The sequence below is a fragment of the Rhizobium sp. BK538 genome, assembly GCF_014197575.1.
GTDB lineage: Bacteria > Pseudomonadota > Alphaproteobacteria > Rhizobiales > Rhizobiaceae > Rhizobium.
The window spans coordinates 89,010-106,622 of sequence record NZ_JACIFT010000010.1 but is presented as its reverse complement, the minus strand read 5'-3'; the positions used below and the strand labels follow the sequence as shown (position 1 = coordinate 106,622).

Below are 17,613 nucleotides of genomic sequence, written 5' to 3'. Positions count from 1 at the left end.
GAAGCAGAATCTACTGATCGGGAGGCTTCAGGCCGCCGGCAGCCCGCCGGAGGCAAGCCACCAATCAGCAGTGCTGCCGCCGGAGCGACAGGTTAATGACGGGCTCGCGCCCGCCATGTGGTTGGGGACAGGCGTTGGGGCAGGAAATGCCATCAGATCAGGCTAGGGGCGCGCAGGCAGGCAGCTTGCGTGACCGACTGCGCTTCGCCGGTCTCGATGCCGAGCATTGCGATTTGGTTCGGCGCCATCGCGTCGATCTTCAGCAACACCTGACCGCCGGACTGCGTGATCTTTTCCAGCGGTTTCAGTCCTTTCCCGACGCTGCACGCAATTTTGAAAGTGAGCGCCAGGTCGAGCGGCTCCACGACCTGCAGTCCTCGCATTGGGATGTTTTGACGGATGCACGCTTCGACAGTCTCTATGCCGAGCGCGTGAAGGTTCTGTCCGATTCCGAAAGCAAGATGGGCCTCGACCCGCGCTGGCATGTCGCAGGCCACGGCGTCGTTCTCGAGCACGTCATCGGTGGCCTTGCGACCGAGCTGGCCGGCCGTTCCTTCCTGCCGAGCAGCCGTCGCCGGGCCAAGGAAATTTCCGACCTTATGTCGGCAATCATTCGCCTCGTGATCGTAGACGTCGAGATTGCTGTATCCCTGCGCTTCAATGCCCTGCGGGCGACCCAGCAACGCGCGCTCGCCGATCAGCGCAACAGTGACAAAGCCGAAATCACTCGCGTTTTCGCCGATGTGATCAATGGCCTTGCCGCCCGTGACCTCACGGTTCGAGCAACCGTCGAGGAAGACGGCACCCACCAGGACATCGCGCTGGCGCTCAACGGCGCGCTCGATGCCGTCCAGTCCGAGTTTCAGGCGATCGCCGAAAAGACCGCGGTTGCTGGAACATCCGTGCAGACGCTCGGCGATGCGTCGAAGCAATTCGCCGGCAATGCGTCGGCTCATGCCCAGCAATTGCTCTTCTCTGCCGCCGCGCTTGCCGATCTCTCGGAAAGCGTCCGCCACGGTGCCGCAGGCAGTCGCGCCGCCGAGCAGGCTTCGGCTTCGACACGCGCGGCAGCCGAGGAAAGCGGCCAAGTCGTCGGACGCGCAATTGCTGCTATGGCGGATATCGAACAGTCCGCCGAGAGAATCGGCCAGATTATCGGTGCAATCGACGAAATCGCCTTCCAGACCAATCTCCTGGCGCTCAATGCCGGCATTGAAGCTGCCCGTGCAGGCGACTCTGGGCGTGGCTTTGCTGTCGTGGCCCAAGAAGTGCGCGCGTTGGCGCAGCGTTCGGCGGACGCCGCGCGCGAGATCAAGACCCTTGTGAGCACAACCAAATCGCAGGTGGATGCCGGCGTCCAGATGGTCGGACGGACTCAAGATTCGATCGGTAGCATCGTTCGTCAGGTCAGTGAGATCAACACGGCGATTGCGGCGGTCGCAAATCAGGCAAGCGAGCACGCCGCTGGCCTCGATGTCGTGACGGATAACGTGAAGGGCCTTGGCGTGCAGATGACCGACAACGCGGCTTGCGCAACGCGTTCCGCTAACGGTGCGGACTACCTGCACACCGTCATCGTCGAACTTGGCCAGGCGATCCGCGAATTTCGCATTGCCCGGCAGAATGCCGAGCCCGCGCGCCCGGCACCGCTGTTATCCCCGGCCGTCGATGTCAGGCGCTCTGCCGATGTCGTGGCTGACGACGAGGACTTCGGATTTGTGCAGCCCGTCGCCTCGGTCGGAGGGCGGATTGTTTACTAACAGACCGGTATATGAGCCCTGCTCGCATTCGTTGAGCGGGAACCAGGAGACAAGGAAGAGCTGATGGCGGCAAGGAAAACTGGGAAGACGCTGAACCTGTCAGCGGTGCTTGATCTAAACGAAGCGACCTCGCTTCGTGACAAGCTTGCTTCGTTGCGCGGCAACGAGCTGGCCATCGACGCCTCTGCAGTCGAACGCGTCGGTGCATTGAGCGCGCAGGTCCTGATGGCCGCGGCAAAGACCTGGGACCAGGACAAGCTCGCCTTCACATTCAGCAAGGTTTCGGACGCATTTCAGAAAACCATGCAGCTGATTGGTGTCGATATCCACCATCTGCTCGCCAAGGAGATCCGGCAATGAAGAAAAAAGTGCTTACCGTGGATGATTCACGGACCATTCGGAACATGCTTCTCGTGACCCTCAACAACGCGGGCTTCGAGACGATCCAGGCCGAAGACGGCGTCGAGGGCCTCGAGGTCCTGGAAGAATCCAATCCTGATGTCATCGTCACCGACATCAACATGCCGCGCCTTGACGGTTTCGGCTTCATCGAGGGCGTACGCCGCAACGACAAGTATCGTGCGATCCCAATTCTGGTCCTGACGACCGAAAGCGATGCGGAAAAGAAGAACCGCGCGCGCCAGGCCGGTGCCACCGGCTGGATCGTCAAGCCTTTCGACCCTGCCAAGCTGATCGACGCCATTGAGCGCGTAACTGCTTAAACCTAGGATTTTCGCCTATGGATATGAACGAAATCAAAGAGATCTTTTTCCAGGAGTGCGAGGAACAGCTCGCCGAACTGGAATCCGGTCTTCTGAAAATGAATGATGGCGATCGCGATCCGGAAACCGTCAACGCGGTGTTCCGTGCTGTCCATTCGATCAAGGGCGGCGCTGGCGCCTTTGGTCTGGATGATCTCGTCGCCTTCGCGCATGTCTTCGAGACCACACTTGATTGCGTTCGTTCCAACAAGCTTGAGCCGACACAGGATGTCCTGAAGGTCATGCTGAAGTCGGCAGACGTCTTGGCCGATCTGACCAACGCTGCCCGCGACGGCGGCAGCGTCGATGAGAGCCGCAGCCGCGGCCTGGTGAAGGAACTGGAAGCGCTCGCCAACGGCGAGCTGCCGACGCCGTCTGCTGCCGTGGAAGCCCCGGCTGCGAAGCTGGCGCCCGTCGCCGCACCTGTTGCCGCTGCTCCGGCGCCGAAGCCGACCGACGATAGCGGCTTCCAGCCGATTCCCTTCTCTTTCGATGATTTTGGCGGCGAGGAAGAAGCCGGCTCCGATCTGCCTGCCTACGAAATCACGTTCAAGCCGCGTTCGGACCTCTATTCCAAAGGCAATGACGCGACCCTGCTGCTGCGTGACCTCTCCCGTCTCGGCGAGATGAGCTGCTACTGCAACATGGATGCGCTGCCCGGTCTCGATGATCTCGATCCGGAAGCGGCCTATTTCTACTGGAACGTGACGCTCAAGACGGAAAAGGGCGAAGACGCGATCCGTACCGTCTTCGAATTCGCCGAGTGGGATTGCGATCTGCAGATCACACCTATCGAGGCAAAGGCCGCCGCCGCCGAGGTCGAAGAATTGCCGATGATCCCGGTTCCCTTCGACCTCTCCATCCTCGATGACGGTGCTGCCGAAGTGCCGGCCGCACAGCCGAAATCCGATACCGCCGCTGCCGTTGCTGCCGCCGAGACGGCTACCAACGTCACGCAGATGGCTGCCGCCGCTGCCCGTGTCGAGAAGAAGGAATCTGCTGCCGCCGCCGCTGCAAGCGCGGCTGCCGCCGCCCAGAACAACAATGCCGCTGCAGCAAGCGCCGGCCAGACGATCCGCGTCGATCTCGACCGCGTCGACCGCCTCATCAACCTCGTCGGCGAGCTCGTCATCAATCAGGCGATGCTCTCACAGAGCGTCATCGAAAACGATACGACCGGGACGTCCTCGATCAACATGGGCCTCGAAGAGCTGCAGCAGCTCACCCGCGAGATCCAGGACTCCGTCATGGCGATCCGCGCGCAACCGGTAAAGCCGGTCTTCCAGCGCATGTCGCGTATCGTCCGCGAAATCGCCGACATGACCGGCAAGACGATCCGCCTGATCACCGAAGGCGAGAACACCGAAGTTGACAAGACGGTCATCGACAAGCTGGCCGAGCCGCTGACGCACATGATCCGCAACGCCGTCGACCACGGCATTGAGACGCCGGAGAAGCGGGCCGCCAACGGTAAGAATGTCGAGGGTACGGTTCGCCTAACGGCAAAGCACCGCTCGGGTCGCATCCTTATCGAGCTTGCCGACGATGGCGCAGGCATCAATCGCGAGAAGGTGAAGCAGAAGGCGATCGCCAACGAGCTGATTCCGGCCGATGCCAACCTAACGGACGAGGAAATCGACAACCTGATCTTCCTGCCGGGCTTCTCCACGGCAGACAAGATCTCCGACATTTCCGGCCGCGGCGTCGGCATGGACGTCGTCAAGCGCTCGATCCAGGCGCTCGGCGGCCGCATCAACATCACCTCCAGGCCGGGGCAGGGCTCCGTCTTCACCATGAGCTTGCCGCTGACGCTTGCGGTTCTCGACGGCATGGTCGTCACCGTTGCTGGCCAGACGCTGGTCGTGCCGCTGACGGCGATCGTCGAAACGCTGCAGCCGGAAGCCTCCGCGATCCACTCCTTCGGCGCCAGCCACCGCCTGATCTCGATCCGCAACAGCTTCTGCCCACTGGTCGATGTCGGTCGCATTCTGAACTTCCGTGCTACCCAGGCCAATCCGGTGGAAGGCGTTGCGCTTCTCGTCGAATCCGAAGGCGGCGGTCAGCGCGCCCTCATGGTCGATGCCATCCAGGGCCAGCGCCAAGTCGTCATCAAGAGCCTCGAAGCGAACTACACGCACGTTCCGGGCATCGCTGCTGCAACTATCCTCGGTGACGGCCGTGTCGCGCTCATCCTGGACGTCGATGCCGTCGTGGGTGCATCCCGCGGCCAAGCATTGAAGCAGGAAGTATCGCTGGCAGCGGTGGGATAAGGTTATGTCGTACGCCGTGAAAAATCTGCACGAGGGGGACCGCGAATTGATCGCGTTCCGCGTCGGGGATCAGGAGTTTTGCGTGAATATCATGTCGGTTCGCGAGATTCGCGGTTGGACGCCGGCAACGGCGATGCCGCACTCGCCATCCTACATGAGGGGCGTGATCAACCTGCGCGGTGCGGTGTTGCCGATCATCGACCTATCCGCCCGTCTCGGCATGAAGCCGGCGGTGCCCACGCAACGCCACGTCATCATCGTTGCGCAGGTTCACCGGAAGGTCGTCGGCCTGCTGGTCGATGCTGTGTCCGACATTCTGACCGTTACCGAAGACAACGTGCGGCCGACACCGGAGATCGCATCGGAACTGCAGCGCCAGTTCGCCCGCGGCATCCTGGCGATCGACAAGCGCATGATCTGCCTGCTCGAACTAGAAGCCATTTTCCCCGAGACGGAAAGCGAAGCTGCATGAATGTCCTGAGTGCAAGAGACACGCGGCAGGGAAGCCCCGACGAGGTGCTGGCGAGCGGCGAATACCCGCTGACCCGCCGCGACCTCATGGAAATTGCCGCGATGATCTACTCGGATGCGGGGATCTACCTGAACGAGACGAAGGCATCGCTCGTCTACTCGCGTCTATCGAAGCACATTCGCAATCTCGGCCTGTCGGGCTTTCGCGAATATTGCGCGCTCGTTTCGTCGCCGGCAGGTGCTGCCCCTCGTCGTGAAATGCTGTCGCATCTGACGACGAACTTCACACGCTTCTTCCGCGAGAACCATCACTTCGAGCACCTGCGCGATCATGTTCTGCCGGACCTGCTGCATCGTGCAAAGATGGGCGGCCGGGTCCGCATCTGGTCGGCAGCCTCCTCGGATGGTCAGGAGCCCTATTCGATCGCGCTGACCGTTCTGTCGATGATGCCGAACGTTGCCGACTACGACTTCAAGATTCTGGCGACCGATATCGATCCGAAGATTCTGGCGATCGCCCGTGCCGGCGCGTATGACGAAAATGCCCTCGAAACCGTCTCGCCTGCCATGCGCAAGCAGTGGTTCAGCGAGGTCGAGGTCCAGGGACGGCGCAAGTTCCAGGTCGATGACCGCGTCAAGCGTCTGATCACCTACAATGAGTTGAACCTGATGGCGCAGTGGCCGTTCAAGGGCAAGTTCGATGTCATCTTCTGTCGGAATGTGGTGATCTACTTCGACGAACCGACGCAGATGAAGATCTGGTCACGCTTTGCCGAATTGCTGCCGGAAGGCGGTCATCTCTATATCGGCCATTCCGAGCGCGTTTCCGGCGACGCCAAGCACGTCTTCGACAACATCGGCATCACCACCTACCGCTACACGACCAAGGGCGTGGGGAGGAAGGCATGAGCGCACCAGCTAAAGTTCTCGTCGTCGACGACTCTGCCACGATGCGCGGCCTGATCACTGCCGTGCTGAGCGCCGATCCGGAGGTTAGCGTCATCGGCCAGGCAGGCGACGCGCTCGAGGCGCGCGAGGCGATCAAGAAGCTCAATCCCGACGTTGTGACGCTCGATATCGAGATGCCGAACATGAACGGCCTCGACTTTCTCGAGAAGATCATGCGGCTGCGTCCGATGCCGGTCATCATGGTCTCGACGCTGACCCATCGCGGCGCCGATGCCTCGCTGGCGGCACTTGAGATCGGCGCGTTCGACTGTGTCGGCAAGCCGCTTCCGGGCGACGCACGCCCTTTCGGCGACCTTGCCGAAAAGGTGAAGGCGGCCGCTCGTTCGCAGCGGCGCCAATACACCCAGCCGGCACCGGCTGCACCGCCGCCTGCTGTTGCCGACTTCCGCGTTGGCCGCAAGATCGTTGCGATCGGTTCGTCGACCGGTGGCGTCGAGGCGTTGATTGCGGTGCTTCAGAAATTCCCGGCGAACTGCCCTCCGACGGTGATCACGCAGCATATGCCGCCAACCTTCACCAAGAGCTTTGCCGAACGCCTCAACCGGCTCTGTGCGCCGGTCGTGCAGGAAGCGACCGACGGCGCGCGTCTGGAGATAGGCAGAATCTACCTCGCACCCGGTGGCGAACGCCACCTGCAGGTTGCCAACGCCCATGCGCCTTGTTGCCGCCTCATCGAACGTGATCCCGTGAACGGCCACAGGCCGTCCGTTGATGTGCTATTCGATTCGGTTGCCGAACTGGCTGGCCGCAATGCTGTCGGCGTGATTCTGACCGGCATGGGACGTGACGGTGCCGCCGGTCTATTGAAGATGCGCCATGCCGGCGCGCGCACGCTCGGTCAGAACGAAAAGACAAGCGTGGTCTACGGCATGCCGAGGGTTGCTTACGAGCTCGGTGCCGTCGAACAACAGTTGCCGCTGAATGGCATCGGCGAAGAAATCTTGAAAATGACAGCCGCCCGAAAGGAAGGAACAGACTAATGTCAATCGCAGAGAAAATCAAAGTTCTGATCGTCGACGATCAGGTCACCAGTCGACTGCTGCTCAGCGACGCGCTGACCCAGCTCGGCTTCAAGCAGATCACCGCTGCCGGCGATGGCGAGCAGGGCTTGAAGATCATGACCCAGCAGCCGCATCATCTTGTCATCTCCGACTTCAATATGCCGAAGATGGATGGCCTCGGCTTCCTGCAGGCTGTTCGCGCCAACCCGGCGACCAAGAAGGCGGCCTTCATCATCCTGACGGCGCAGGGCGATCGTGCGCTGGTCACAAAGGCGGCGCAGCTCGGCGCCAACAACGTTCTCGCCAAGCCCTTCACGATCGAGAAGATGAAGGCGGCGATCGAAGCCGTATTTGGAGCATTGAAATGAATCTCGACGTAGCAGCCCGCCGCGTTAATATCATCCAGGGCGAATGGAAGGTCCTGAATGATCCGAATGCGGTACTGACGACCATCCTTGGATCGTGTGTGGCTGCATGCCTGCGAGATCCCGTGGCAGGCATTGGAGGAATGAATCATTTCCTCCTGCCGGGGACAGGAAACACGCCGATGACGGGCGGAGACGCCACGCGTTACGGTGTCCATCTGATGGAATTGCTGATCAACGGCCTCCTGAAGCAGGGCGCGCGCCGCGACCGCCTGGAGGCCAAGATCTTCGGTGGAGCGAAGACGATCTCGACATTCTCGAATGTCGGCGAACAGAACGCCGCCTTTGCTGTGCAGTTCCTGAAGGATGAAGGCATTCCCGTCATCAGCTCCAGCACTGGTGGTGAGCACGGGCGCAAGCTCGAATACTGGCCGGTCTCCGGGCGGGCTCGACAGTATCCGCTCACCGGTGCGGAAACGCAGAGAACTGTTGCGCTTGAGCAGCGTCCGGCCGCTCCGCAGAAACCTGTCGAAACCAGCATCGAATTCTTCTGAGGGCGAGGACCTATTAATGACTGTGAATGCAATGACAGAGCAGCCGTCGCCCGCTGAAGCCCTGCCTGATGTCCTGATGCGTATCGTCTCGGAATTGCATGACGTCGCCTATCTGATCGAGCGGATCGAGCCGCAGCTCCTCGAAGTCGGGGGCGGTGCCGAACTGCTGAACTCGCCGGAGAGTATGAAGGTCATGCAGGGAATCGATCTTGCCGTGCAGAAGACGCGCGGTCTTGCAGAGTTCATCGACACCATCACCGGCGAAATCCCGCAGGACTGGGCGGTCGATGTCGCGACGGCATTGAGCCTGGTGAAACTCAGCGAAATGCAGCGGGCGCTAGGCGGCTCCATGTATCATGGCAACGTTCAGCCTCTGGCGAAGGCAGCCGGAGACTTCGACTTCTTCTAATCCGGGTTCTACTCCGCACCTCCCCACGAAACGCTCGCACAAGTTTCGGCATCTATCGTCGAGATGAGGCAATAAGCCCGCTTTGTCTGTGACGGTCGTGCGAGAACAGAATGAATCTGTTAAATCAATTAGTTCAAATCTTTAAGAACTTCAGTTCGCTAGGGCGGAATCGCCTGCTGGCGCTGGCCGGCGTGGGCGTCGTTTCAGTCGCGCTGATCCTGGCGGCAGCCTTTTTGGTCAACAAACCCGCCCAGGAAACGCTTTATGTCGGGCTTGATACCCCTGATCTGAATCAGATCAGCATAGCACTCGCCGAAGCGAATATTGGGTTCCAGGTCGGAACCGACGGCTCCAGCATTACGGTTCCCGCCGGCACGACCGGCAAGGCGCGTCTCCTGCTCGCCGAGCGGGGTCTCCCGAACAGCGCCAATGCAGGCTACGAACTCTTCGACAATGTCGGCTCGCTCGGCCTAACCTCATTCATGCAGGAAGTCACGCGGGTTCGCGCGCTCGAAGGTGAAATTGGTCGCACGATCCAGTCGATCTCCGGCATCACAGCTGCTCGTGTTCACATCGTCATGCCCGAGGTCGGCAACTTCCGCAAAGCCGAACAGAAGCCGACAGCGTCCGTCATGATCCGCGCAAGCGCTGCCGCCGGCCGGAATGCAGCAACGTCGATCCGCCACCTTGTTGCGTCAGCCGTTCCCGGCCTCGATGTCGGTGATGTCACGATCCTCGATTCGGCTGGGCAACTGCTCGCTTCCGGTGACGAAGCCAGCAACAGTTCGCTGAACCGTTCGCTGAACATCGTTCAGAACGTCCAGGGCGAAGTTGAAACCAATATCGACAAGGCGCTCGCACCTTTCCTGGGTATGGATAACTTCCGCTCCAGCGTTACGGCCGAACTGAACACCGACAGCCAGCAGATCCAGGAAACGACCTACGATCCGGAATCGAAGGTCGAGCGCTCCATCCGGACGACGAAGGAAGCCTCTCAGTCGCAGCAGAAGCAGTCCGACAACGCGACCACCGTCGAGCAGAACATTCCGCAGGCAGCGCCCGACTCCGGCGGCGCCACCGGTCCGGAATCGCAAGACAAGTCCGACAAGAAAGAAGAACAGACCAACTACGAAATCAACAGCAAGACGACTGCTACGACGCGCAATAGCTACAAGATCGAAAAACTCTCTATCGCCGTCGTCGTCAACAAGGGCCGTATTGCCCAGATGGTCGGTGAGCCCGCGGATCAGGCGAAGGTCGACGCCTATCTCGCAGAGATGCAGAAGATCGTGGCATCGGCTGCCGGCATCAGCGCCAACCGTGGCGATGTCGTGACCGTCACGGCTATGGACTTCCTGGAGAACCAGCTTCTCGAGGAGACCGGCAGCGGCGTCCGGGTCATGGATATGCTGAGCCGCAACCTTGCGGGCATCATCAACTCTCTCGCCTTCGTCGCAGTCGCTTTCCTGGTGATCTGGATGGGCGTCCGCCCGATGATCCGCAGCGTAACGGGCAATGGTACGGCGGTCATCGGCGACACCTCGCCGGAAAGCGCGGGTCTCGAACTTCCGGATTTCGCTCCGGCAGGAGGCGTGGGCACCGGTGGTGCGCTCATGGATGGCTTCGGTTCGGACTTCGGTTTCGACAGCACCGAGGACCTGCTCAGCCTCGGCGACGACGACGGCAACTTCAATCGTCGCGTCAAGGAAGGCCCGGAACGCAAATTGGCGCGTATGGTCGAGATCAACGAGGAACGCGCCGCGAAAATCCTTAGAAAATGGGCGGTCGACAACGCCGCCGCATAAAGAAAGGCCGGGCAACCGGCCTTTTTCTTTTGCCCATGCGCTGCACAGCTATCCAGTCATATTTTACCATCGCTCGAATGCGGGCATGAAGATTTCTGAGGATAGAACTTGACAGAGGGCTGATATGACCACGCGTTTTACGCGAATCGTATTGTCAGAGTTCCCCGAATCACTTTAATTTAATAATTCCTTAACAAGCGGAATTTGTGCGCGAATCAGGGCACGAAATGCAGAAAATGTAAATCCCAAGAACTCGGAGATGGTGAATTGTGCCACCTATCGTAATCTTGGATGATTCGCGGAGAGGTCGTAATTTGTTCGGGAGCATGCGGATCAAGCTTCTGTCGTAGGTGGTTTACAGCCGCGGGGTTTTGCCAATGGACATGCATATATTGCAGGCTCTCAAGAGCGACACGCACAAGGCAAACTTCGTTGGTATAGCAGCGACAAACCTCTCTTCACGCGACGAACTGATCGCACAACTCTGCGAGATATCGAACACGGGACGGTTGCAACCCGGGCTGCGCGCACTGACGGACTATGTTGGCGCGTCGCACTATCTCTTGGCGCGAGCAGACCTGGTGCAGGAGGCTGGCCTCGACTTCGTCGTCTCCTCGGACTGGCCGTTCGATCTCGTCACCAACCTGGCGCATGCCTTCGTCGGCGGCTTCGCCCGTGCGACGGAACTCGAAAAATGCATGCTGCTCTTCCAGCCGCACTTCGCCCTCCTGCCGGATACGGCGGACGCGCCTGATGGCGCCAGCCGCCAATACTGTTCGCTGATGTTCAACATCGGCCGTTCGCGCCTGGTGCTGATGTTCCTGTTTGATGATGGGTTCATTCTGTCGCAGGAGCGGTTGCGGGATGTGGGGCTTTTGACGGCGTATTTTGCAAGCTTCCTGCAATGCGGCGCTACCAAGGCTGACCGGGACTTCGAATTGACCGATCGGGAACTGGAGTGCCTTTTCTGGATCGCCGAAGGCAAGACGAGCGACGAGATCGCGATGATCCTCGGCATCTCCCGCAATACCATCAACAACTACATCACCAGTGTCATGCGAAAAACGGCGACGAAGACTCGTTCAGAGGCCATCGCATTCGCGGTCAGGAACAATCTCGTCTAAGGGGACGGCGTTATGGGGCAGCCATCCGGTCGGTCGATGGGAAATTCGGAAATGATGCGCGGCGTGCGGGTCAATAAGGTTGCGAGTCGGTCTGATCTGTTCCCGCGCCTGATCGGCATGCAGAAGCTTGCCGATGCCCAGAACTTCGCCGTCTACCGTGTCAGTGGGGCAGGCGTTCCGGCGAAGCAACGTCTGGTTTGCGAGCTGGAGAACTGGGGCTCTTCGAACAGTGGCTTCAGCCGGGCATTCATCGACGCCCATGGCGAAGCGCTGCTTGATCATATCGAGAAGTCGCTCCTTCCGGTCGTGTGGGCCGGCGGGCTCGATCGCGCCGCTCCCCGGCCCGCAAGCATTGCTCCCTTCATGACGCGACTGAAGGACGGCCTTCTTCCGTTTTCCGGCATGGCCTTTCCGGTGCGCCTTGGCGCCGTGGGCAATGGCTTCGTTGTCTTCACGGGCGATGATCTCGAGCCGGCGAGCGACATGATTGTCGAATTGCATGCGAGGTCCTGCCAAGTCATGATCGATCTGCTCTCGCTCGACGAGCGCCGTGTGGCGGCGGCCGAAGCTCTCAGCGAACGCGAGATTGCCTGCCTGCAGCTTGCCGGCGACGGGCGCATCAGCGAAGAGATTGCGGAGAAGCTCGGCCTCTCCGTGCATACCGTCAACGCCTATCTTGGCTCGGCAACGATCAAGCTGGATTCGGTCAACCGAATCCAGGCGATCGCAAAAGCGATTCGCCTTGGATACATAAGCTGACAGGAAGGTGCCTAGCGTGCTTTAGCCCGCCAATGCCCGCAATGGCTCGACGTTATAGCGTGCGTCGCGCAGGCTCTGCTCGAGGAAAGCGGTGTTTTCGTCAGGATCCGTCGAGGGATTCTGGAAGGCGATATGGTTGATCTCAATGCCGGCGTGCGCCTCGGCAAGCGTCAGCTGCGCATAGATCGTGACGTCGCGCGGCTTGATTTCGAGGTCGATCACCACTTCCGGCTTGCCGCCCCACTCCAACGTATAGCTGCCGCCATGGCCGAAATTGACCGTGCCGGGATGGAAGAAAAGCTCGGCGGCTGACGATACCAGATCGGAAAGATTGCCGTAGTACTCGAAGCGCAGAAGAGAGATGAGGTCCGAAGCGTCCAGAAGCCGCAATTCCGTGGCCACCGGGCTGATTGCTTCAGCCAGGATTTTTTCACGCTGGGTAGAGTAGGGGCATTTTTTCATTCGGCTATCTTACCCGTTTGTTCTTGGCTTGCGTCGCGTAAACCCGATGGATGAGTTCCGCGACTGCCTTATAGAATACAGACGGTATGACACTATCGACCGAGACTTGCGCAAACATGGAGCGCGCCAGAGGCGGGTCTTCGAAAACGGGAATGCCGTTCCTTTCCGCGGTCTGTCTGATTTTCAACGCAATTAGATCCTGACCCTTGGCGACGACGACAGGCGCATCGTTCTCCTCTCGCACGTAGCGTAGGGCGACGGCAAAGTGCGTCGGGTTGGCAATCACGAGCGTCGCGCGATCGACGTTGGCGATCATGCGGCGGCGGGCGCGGTCGCGCATCACCGAGCGCTGGCGGCTTTTGACGAAAGGATCGCCCTGCGACTGCTTGTTTTCTTCCTTGACTTCGTGCCGCGTCATCTTCAGTTCGGTGAACCAGTGATAGCGCGTCCAAAAGAAATCGGCAATCGCCACGACAGCGGTAGCGATCAGGACAACGATCGTAATCTTCTGCATCGACGTCATCATGCGCGTGAAGATCGTCTGCGGATCGGAGAACATCGCGTCGATTGCGTTGAAGTATTCGCTCTTCAGCACGAAGAACATGACGACGCCGACGATGACGATCTTCGTCAGCGATTTGCCGAACTCGACGAGGCCAGGCAGGCTGAACAGCCGCGACCATCCCTTGGCGAGCGAAATACGCGAGTACTGCGGCCGGATACGTTCGAGCACCGGCGTCGGAAGGTTTTGCGAGATGGACGCGGCGACGCCGAATACCATGAACAGGATGAAGGCCGGCGCAAGCAATGCTGCCGAGACCCAGCCCAGGTGAACGAACAGGGAAAGCGCGTCAGGTCCGGTTTCGAGCTTCCATTGGTCAGGCTGTTCGAAAATGTCCTTCAGCGCCTCGCCAACCTTGCTGAGTCCCTCCGGCAGGAAGAAGATGATGTAGACGAACGTGGCAAGCACGGTGGCAAAAAGCGGCACCTCGCGCGAAAACGGCACATTGCCTTTCTCGGCAGCGTCGCTTTTCTTTTTCGCTGTCGGGTCTTCTGTTTTGCTGTCCTTGTCGTCGTCGGCCAAGGCCGAGGCCCTCCATCAAAAGAAACGGCCGCGCCAGAGCGCGGCCTTTCTGGAAGGGTATCTCCCTTTTGCCGCCGCGATCAACCACGGCGGTAGGGAGAGGGCGCTTCGTACACAACAACAGCGGCTCAGGCTGCAGCCGAACCTTCGCCCTCGGTTTCCTTGAGCTGGATCTGACCGGAATTTGCCAGGCGAATCGCTTCCTGGGCAATGGCGCGCCGCGCGATCGCGATTTCGCGCGGATTGATGCCGACTGTTCCGCTCTGCAGATCCGATTCGATCATGCGGCGCTGGCGCGGGCTGATTGAGGCGAGCACCGCCTCGCGCATTTCGGCCGCCGAGCCGCGCAATGCCATCGTGAGGATGTCGGACGAGATATCGTTCAGCAGCATCACGCGGCTGCGCTGCGGCATGAGCATGAGGTCGTCGAAGAGGAAGATCTTCGGCCGGACCTTGTTGACCGATTCGCGGCTGATCGATTCAAGCGAGGTGAGCAGGGTATCGACCTGCGGCTTGTCCATCTCGTTCATCAACTCTGCAACCTTCGTCGAGCCGATCGAATTCTTCTCGGCGTCGATCTCGGCCAACAGGGTCATGACCTGCTTCTCGATGATCTGTGCGGCCTTGGGGCTGACGGACTTGAGATTGACGGTACGGTTCATGATGTCCGCGCGGCGCCCGTCCGGAATCTGCATCAGGACCTTGGCGCCGAACGAGGAGGGCATCATGGAGAGAATGTAGGCAACTGTCTGCGGATGCTCGCGCAGGAGGAACTTGCCGATGAAGGCCGGGTCGCCTTCGCCGAGGCGGTCCCAGATCGACGTCTCGTAGGCCTGGAAGGTCGTGCGACGGCCGAGGAGGCTGTCGACTTCGTCAGGCGTCAGGCCCTCTTCAAGGATGCTTTCGATCGCCTTGGCGTTGTCCATAAGACCGGCGCCTTCGGTGAACAGATCCTCGAATTCGGCGACAAGTCCGAGCAGTTCATCCGGCGGAATGGCGCGTAGCGTTTGCGCCGAGCCGATGATCGTCTGCAGCTCGGCCTGCGTGAAATACTTCAGCAGCCTGCCGGCGACCCCTTTCCCCATAGCGAGGAGAACGGCCGCCGCCTTTTCAGCCTGGGTCAACGGTTTCTCGGCAAGAGCGCCGCCGAAATCGTCAAAGTCCATCATGGTCTAACCTCTCCGTCCCTGCACCGGGATCAGGCTTTTTTCGTACTCAAAACTTCTATCAGCTTCACGCCGAAACGCGTGTCGTCGTTTTCCAGAACGGTGATCTCACCGCGCGCGATCTTGCGGCCGTTCACCATGATTTCGACCGGCTCGCCGATCTTCTTGTCGAGCGCGATGGTCGCGCCTTCGTTCAGGTTCATCAGGCCGGCGACCTGCATGCGGCTGCTGCCGAGCATGATCTGAACGTCGATCGGGATGTCCATGATCAGGTCAAGGTTCGACTGCATGGCGCTGCCAAGCGGCGCCGGTTCGGAAGCGACCGCACCGAAGGAGGTGTCGCCGAAATCGGCAGAGCCGCCAAAGTCGGACGTTGCACCGAAATCGCTGCCACCGAACGCAGGCTCCTCGGCCGCGTCTTCGAAATCGCCGCCAAAGGTGGACAGGTCAGTGCTGCCGCTGAAGGCGTCGCTCTCGTCGGCGAAGTCGGGCAGGCCGCCTTCCGCGTCAGTCTTCAGGACGCCGCGCAGGTCATCGATGGCCTGATCGAGCTCGGCCTCGTTGCCCGGGAGCTCCATTGAAAGGTCGCTGGTCTTGGGTGTCTTCTTCGTCGCCATGAAATCACTATTCCAGTTGAAACTTGCCTCAAGCTGCCGTGCGGCAGCCCGGTTGGAAAATGGGCTAATTCATCAAGTGGCGGATGAGCTCGTCATCCGAGTTAATCGTATCCTTTACCCGGACGGTATAATTCTCGCCCGAGCGCCCAAACTCGCAGACGTACAATTCCTTGCTGTTGGCACTGACTTCGACACGGACGTCGCCGCGATCGTAGAAGGGAATGACGTCACCAGCCGCAAGCTTCGAAATGGTCCTGAGCGTCAGGTCCTGCAGACGGATCTTGGCGTTAAGCGTTACCTGCGAACGGCGCACCTGCTCGCTGAGCTGATCGGTCCATTCGGACGACTTGGCAGGCTGCCCCTTGGCCTTTGGAGCCGCCACGCTCGTCTTCAGCAGAGCAGCCTGGGGAACGATCAGCGAGAAATCCGAGGTAATGCCGGAAAGCGTGATCGACATGTTGATCGCGGCCGCAAACTCGTCGGGCTTGTCTTCGGCCGGCTTGGCACGCGTTTCGAACGCATAGGGGAGCTCTAGGGCCGGCTCGAAGCCGCCAGGCGCGTTCACCGCCGAGCGAAGAACATTGGCGATCTTGTCGAAAACCATGACCGCAAGCTCGAGTTCGATCACGGACAGCAGGCGGTCGGCCGGCTGCTCGACGGTCTCGGCTGCCGCCCCCAGCAGGTGCTCCATCAGCGTGATGACGAAGCTGTTGCCGCAGGCCAGCGTAATATTCTGCGACCAGTTGCGGAGTGTTGCGTTAACGAGCGTCACGTTGCCGCCGAGATCGGCGACGAGGTCGTTCTTATGTCCGCTGTCGCAGCCGAGATAGGCGACCTCGACATCGAGATTGGTCTCGCTTTTGATGATGTCGGGCAGGAAGACAGTGTAGACATCGCCGAAGGCGCCGCAGATCTTCTCGATGGTGGCCTTGTCGCCGAGCCTGCCGGTCAGCTTGGCAAGCAGGGCTTCGTCCATAAGGGGGGTCTTGAGGGTAGCGTTCATGATCCTTTACGCCGCCTTGTTCTCGCCGCCGGGGTTCATCATTTCCTGCTCGACCGCGTCGATCGAAGGACGCTCATAGGCCGAGATTGTCTTGCGACCATACTCGAGAGCAACCTGCGGCACGGAGCCGTTCATGTAGGCAAGCAGCGTCTGCTTGACGATGACGTAAAGGCGATGCTGCTTGTTGCGGACGATTTTGATCTGGGAAACGATCGGTGAACATACGCAATAGGACAAGAGAATGCCGAGGAAGGTGCCGACGAGCGCCGAGCCGATCAGGTGGCCGAGAACCTCAGGCGAATCGTTAATGTGTGCCATCGCCTTGATGACGCCGAGAACGGCGGCGACGATACCGATGGCGGGGAAGGCGTCGCCCATCGTCTGGATGGCGTGATAGGGCTTCATCTTGTCGTGAAGGATCGTGTTGATCTCTTCGTCCATCAAAGCCTCGATTTCATGCGAGCGGGCATTGCCGATGATGATCAGGCGAACGTAGTCACAGATGAATGCCGTCAGTTCCTTGTTCTTGAGGATCGTCGGAGCGGACTGGAAGATCGATGATTCGGCCGGATTGTCGATATGCGCCTCGATCTCGTTGCGGGACTTCGTACGAAGGTCGCGCATCAGGGAATATAGAACACCAAGCGTATCGAGATAATTCCGTTCCTTCGGGACGGTGTGCTTGAACGCTTCACCAAGCGCCTTGCCGGAATCCTTCACCACCTTCATCGGGTTGCCCATGACGAAGCTGCCCAGGCCGGCGCCGCCGATGATGACGAGCTCGAAAGGCTGCCAAAGCGCCTCCACATGGCCGCCCATCGCCATGAAGCTGCCGATGATGCAGCCGCAGGTAATCACAAATCCGATAATGATATTCATCGTCAGTCCAAACCTGATCGTTATTTTCAACCCAAGGGATAGGGCTGCTGGCTTGCGTGAGGCTGATGATTGGCCCTGCAAACCCGAGCTTTCCATGCCAGCTTCGCGCAAGCATTTGCTGTCAGCTTATTGGTGACGAATGGGCATCCGTGCC

At 59.9% G+C, this 17,613-nt stretch carries 19 protein-coding genes; 13 read left to right on the top strand and 6 right to left on the bottom strand.

All coding sequences use genetic code 11. The features are described from left to right. The first annotated feature begins 146 nt into the window (after positions 1-146). The 13 genes from FHX09_RS14210 (at position 147) to FHX09_RS14150 (ending at position 12,248) form a co-directional block, all read left to right on the top strand. Positions 147-1,760 (top strand): globin-coupled sensor protein, encoded by a 1,614-nt coding sequence (locus FHX09_RS14210; RefSeq protein ID WP_132588314.1) that lies wholly within the window; start codon positions 147-149, stop codon positions 1,758-1,760. A gap of 63 nt (positions 1,761-1,823) precedes the next feature. Next, positions 1,824-2,120, top strand: a complete 297-nt coding sequence (locus FHX09_RS14205) for an STAS domain-containing protein (RefSeq protein WP_007796526.1) — start codon at positions 1,824-1,826, stop codon at positions 2,118-2,120. Then, positions 2,117-2,482, top strand: coding sequence for a chemotaxis response regulator CheY1 (cheY1, locus tag FHX09_RS14200; RefSeq protein WP_007530053.1), 366 nt, complete (start codon positions 2,117-2,119; stop codon positions 2,480-2,482). The genes FHX09_RS14205 and cheY1 overlap by 4 nt, the downstream gene beginning before the upstream one ends. Before the next feature lie 17 nt (positions 2,483-2,499). Beyond that, the gene (locus FHX09_RS14195) at positions 2,500-4,791 is read left to right on the top strand and encodes a chemotaxis protein CheA (protein WP_132588315.1); all 2,292 of its coding nucleotides are present in this window, start codon (positions 2,500-2,502) and stop codon (positions 4,789-4,791) included. Between the two features lie 4 nt (positions 4,792-4,795). Continuing rightward, positions 4,796-5,263: a chemotaxis protein CheW gene (locus FHX09_RS14190; protein WP_132588316.1), complete on the top strand. Its 468-nt coding sequence runs from the start codon at positions 4,796-4,798 to the stop codon at positions 5,261-5,263. Next, positions 5,260-6,171 (top strand): protein-glutamate O-methyltransferase CheR, encoded by a 912-nt coding sequence (cheR, locus tag FHX09_RS14185; protein ID WP_007796536.1) that lies wholly within the window; start codon positions 5,260-5,262, stop codon positions 6,169-6,171. Before FHX09_RS14190 ends, cheR begins: the two co-directional genes overlap by 4 nt. Next, positions 6,168-7,211 carry a protein-glutamate O-methylesterase CheB gene (gene cheB, locus FHX09_RS14180; protein ID WP_132588317.1) on the top strand — a complete coding sequence of 348 codons (1,044 nt, stop codon included), beginning with the start codon at positions 6,168-6,170 and terminating at the stop codon, positions 7,209-7,211. The genes cheR and cheB overlap by 4 nt, the downstream gene beginning before the upstream one ends. Next, the gene (locus FHX09_RS14175) at positions 7,211-7,600 is read left to right on the top strand and encodes a response regulator (RefSeq protein ID WP_007530058.1); all 390 of its coding nucleotides are present in this window, start codon (positions 7,211-7,213) and stop codon (positions 7,598-7,600) included. The genes cheB and FHX09_RS14175 overlap by 1 nt, the downstream gene beginning before the upstream one ends. Further along, entirely contained in the window at positions 7,597-8,151 is a 555-nt protein-coding gene (gene cheD / locus FHX09_RS14170; RefSeq protein ID WP_007796542.1) for a chemoreceptor glutamine deamidase CheD, read from the top strand. The genes FHX09_RS14175 and cheD overlap by 4 nt, the downstream gene beginning before the upstream one ends. A 16-nt stretch (positions 8,152-8,167) precedes the next feature. Further along, entirely contained in the window at positions 8,168-8,560 is a 393-nt protein-coding gene (locus tag FHX09_RS14165; RefSeq protein WP_007796543.1) for a hypothetical protein, read from the top strand. A 110-nt stretch (positions 8,561-8,670) separates the two neighbouring features. Then, positions 8,671-10,365: a flagellar basal-body MS-ring/collar protein FliF gene (fliF, locus tag FHX09_RS14160; protein WP_007796545.1), complete on the top strand. Its 1,695-nt coding sequence runs from the start codon at positions 8,671-8,673 to the stop codon at positions 10,363-10,365. Positions 10,366-10,742: 377 nt separating this feature from the next. Further along, positions 10,743-11,489 (top strand): helix-turn-helix transcriptional regulator, encoded by a 747-nt coding sequence (locus FHX09_RS14155; RefSeq protein ID WP_132588318.1) that lies wholly within the window; start codon positions 10,743-10,745, stop codon positions 11,487-11,489. A 12-nt stretch (positions 11,490-11,501) separates the two neighbouring features. Further along, a complete protein-coding gene (locus FHX09_RS14150; protein ID WP_007796551.1) occupies positions 11,502-12,248 on the top strand; it encodes a helix-turn-helix transcriptional regulator in 747 nt (248 codons plus the stop codon). A 21-nt stretch (positions 12,249-12,269) separates the two neighbouring features. On the opposite strand, the gene FHX09_RS14145 is transcribed toward FHX09_RS14150, so the two are convergent. The 6 genes from FHX09_RS14145 to motA form a co-directional block, all read right to left on the bottom strand. After that, positions 12,270-12,710: a hypothetical protein gene (locus tag FHX09_RS14145; RefSeq protein WP_007796554.1), complete on the bottom strand. Its 441-nt coding sequence runs from the start codon at positions 12,708-12,710 to the stop codon at positions 12,270-12,272. A 4-nt stretch (positions 12,711-12,714) separates the two neighbouring features. Next, positions 12,715-13,794, bottom strand: coding sequence for a flagellar biosynthesis protein FlhB (gene flhB / locus FHX09_RS14140; RefSeq protein ID WP_132588319.1), 1,080 nt, complete (start codon positions 13,792-13,794; stop codon positions 12,715-12,717). Between the two features lie 128 nt (positions 13,795-13,922). Further along, positions 13,923-14,963 (bottom strand): flagellar motor switch protein FliG, encoded by a 1,041-nt coding sequence (gene fliG / locus FHX09_RS14135; RefSeq protein WP_007796561.1) that lies wholly within the window; start codon positions 14,961-14,963, stop codon positions 13,923-13,925. Positions 14,964-14,992: 29 nt separating this feature from the next. Next, complete coding sequence (gene fliN / locus FHX09_RS14130; protein WP_007796565.1) at positions 14,993-15,577, bottom strand: flagellar motor switch protein FliN; 585 nt, start codon at positions 15,575-15,577, stop codon at positions 14,993-14,995. Between the two features lie 64 nt (positions 15,578-15,641). Then, a complete protein-coding gene (locus FHX09_RS14125) occupies positions 15,642-16,580 on the bottom strand; it encodes a FliM/FliN family flagellar motor switch protein (protein WP_132588320.1) in 939 nt (312 codons plus the stop codon). 6 nt (positions 16,581-16,586) lie between these two features. Beyond that, positions 16,587-17,459: a flagellar motor stator protein MotA gene (gene motA / locus FHX09_RS14120; RefSeq protein ID WP_007796569.1), complete on the bottom strand. Its 873-nt coding sequence runs from the start codon at positions 17,457-17,459 to the stop codon at positions 16,587-16,589. Positions 17,460-17,613 lie beyond the last annotated feature (154 nt).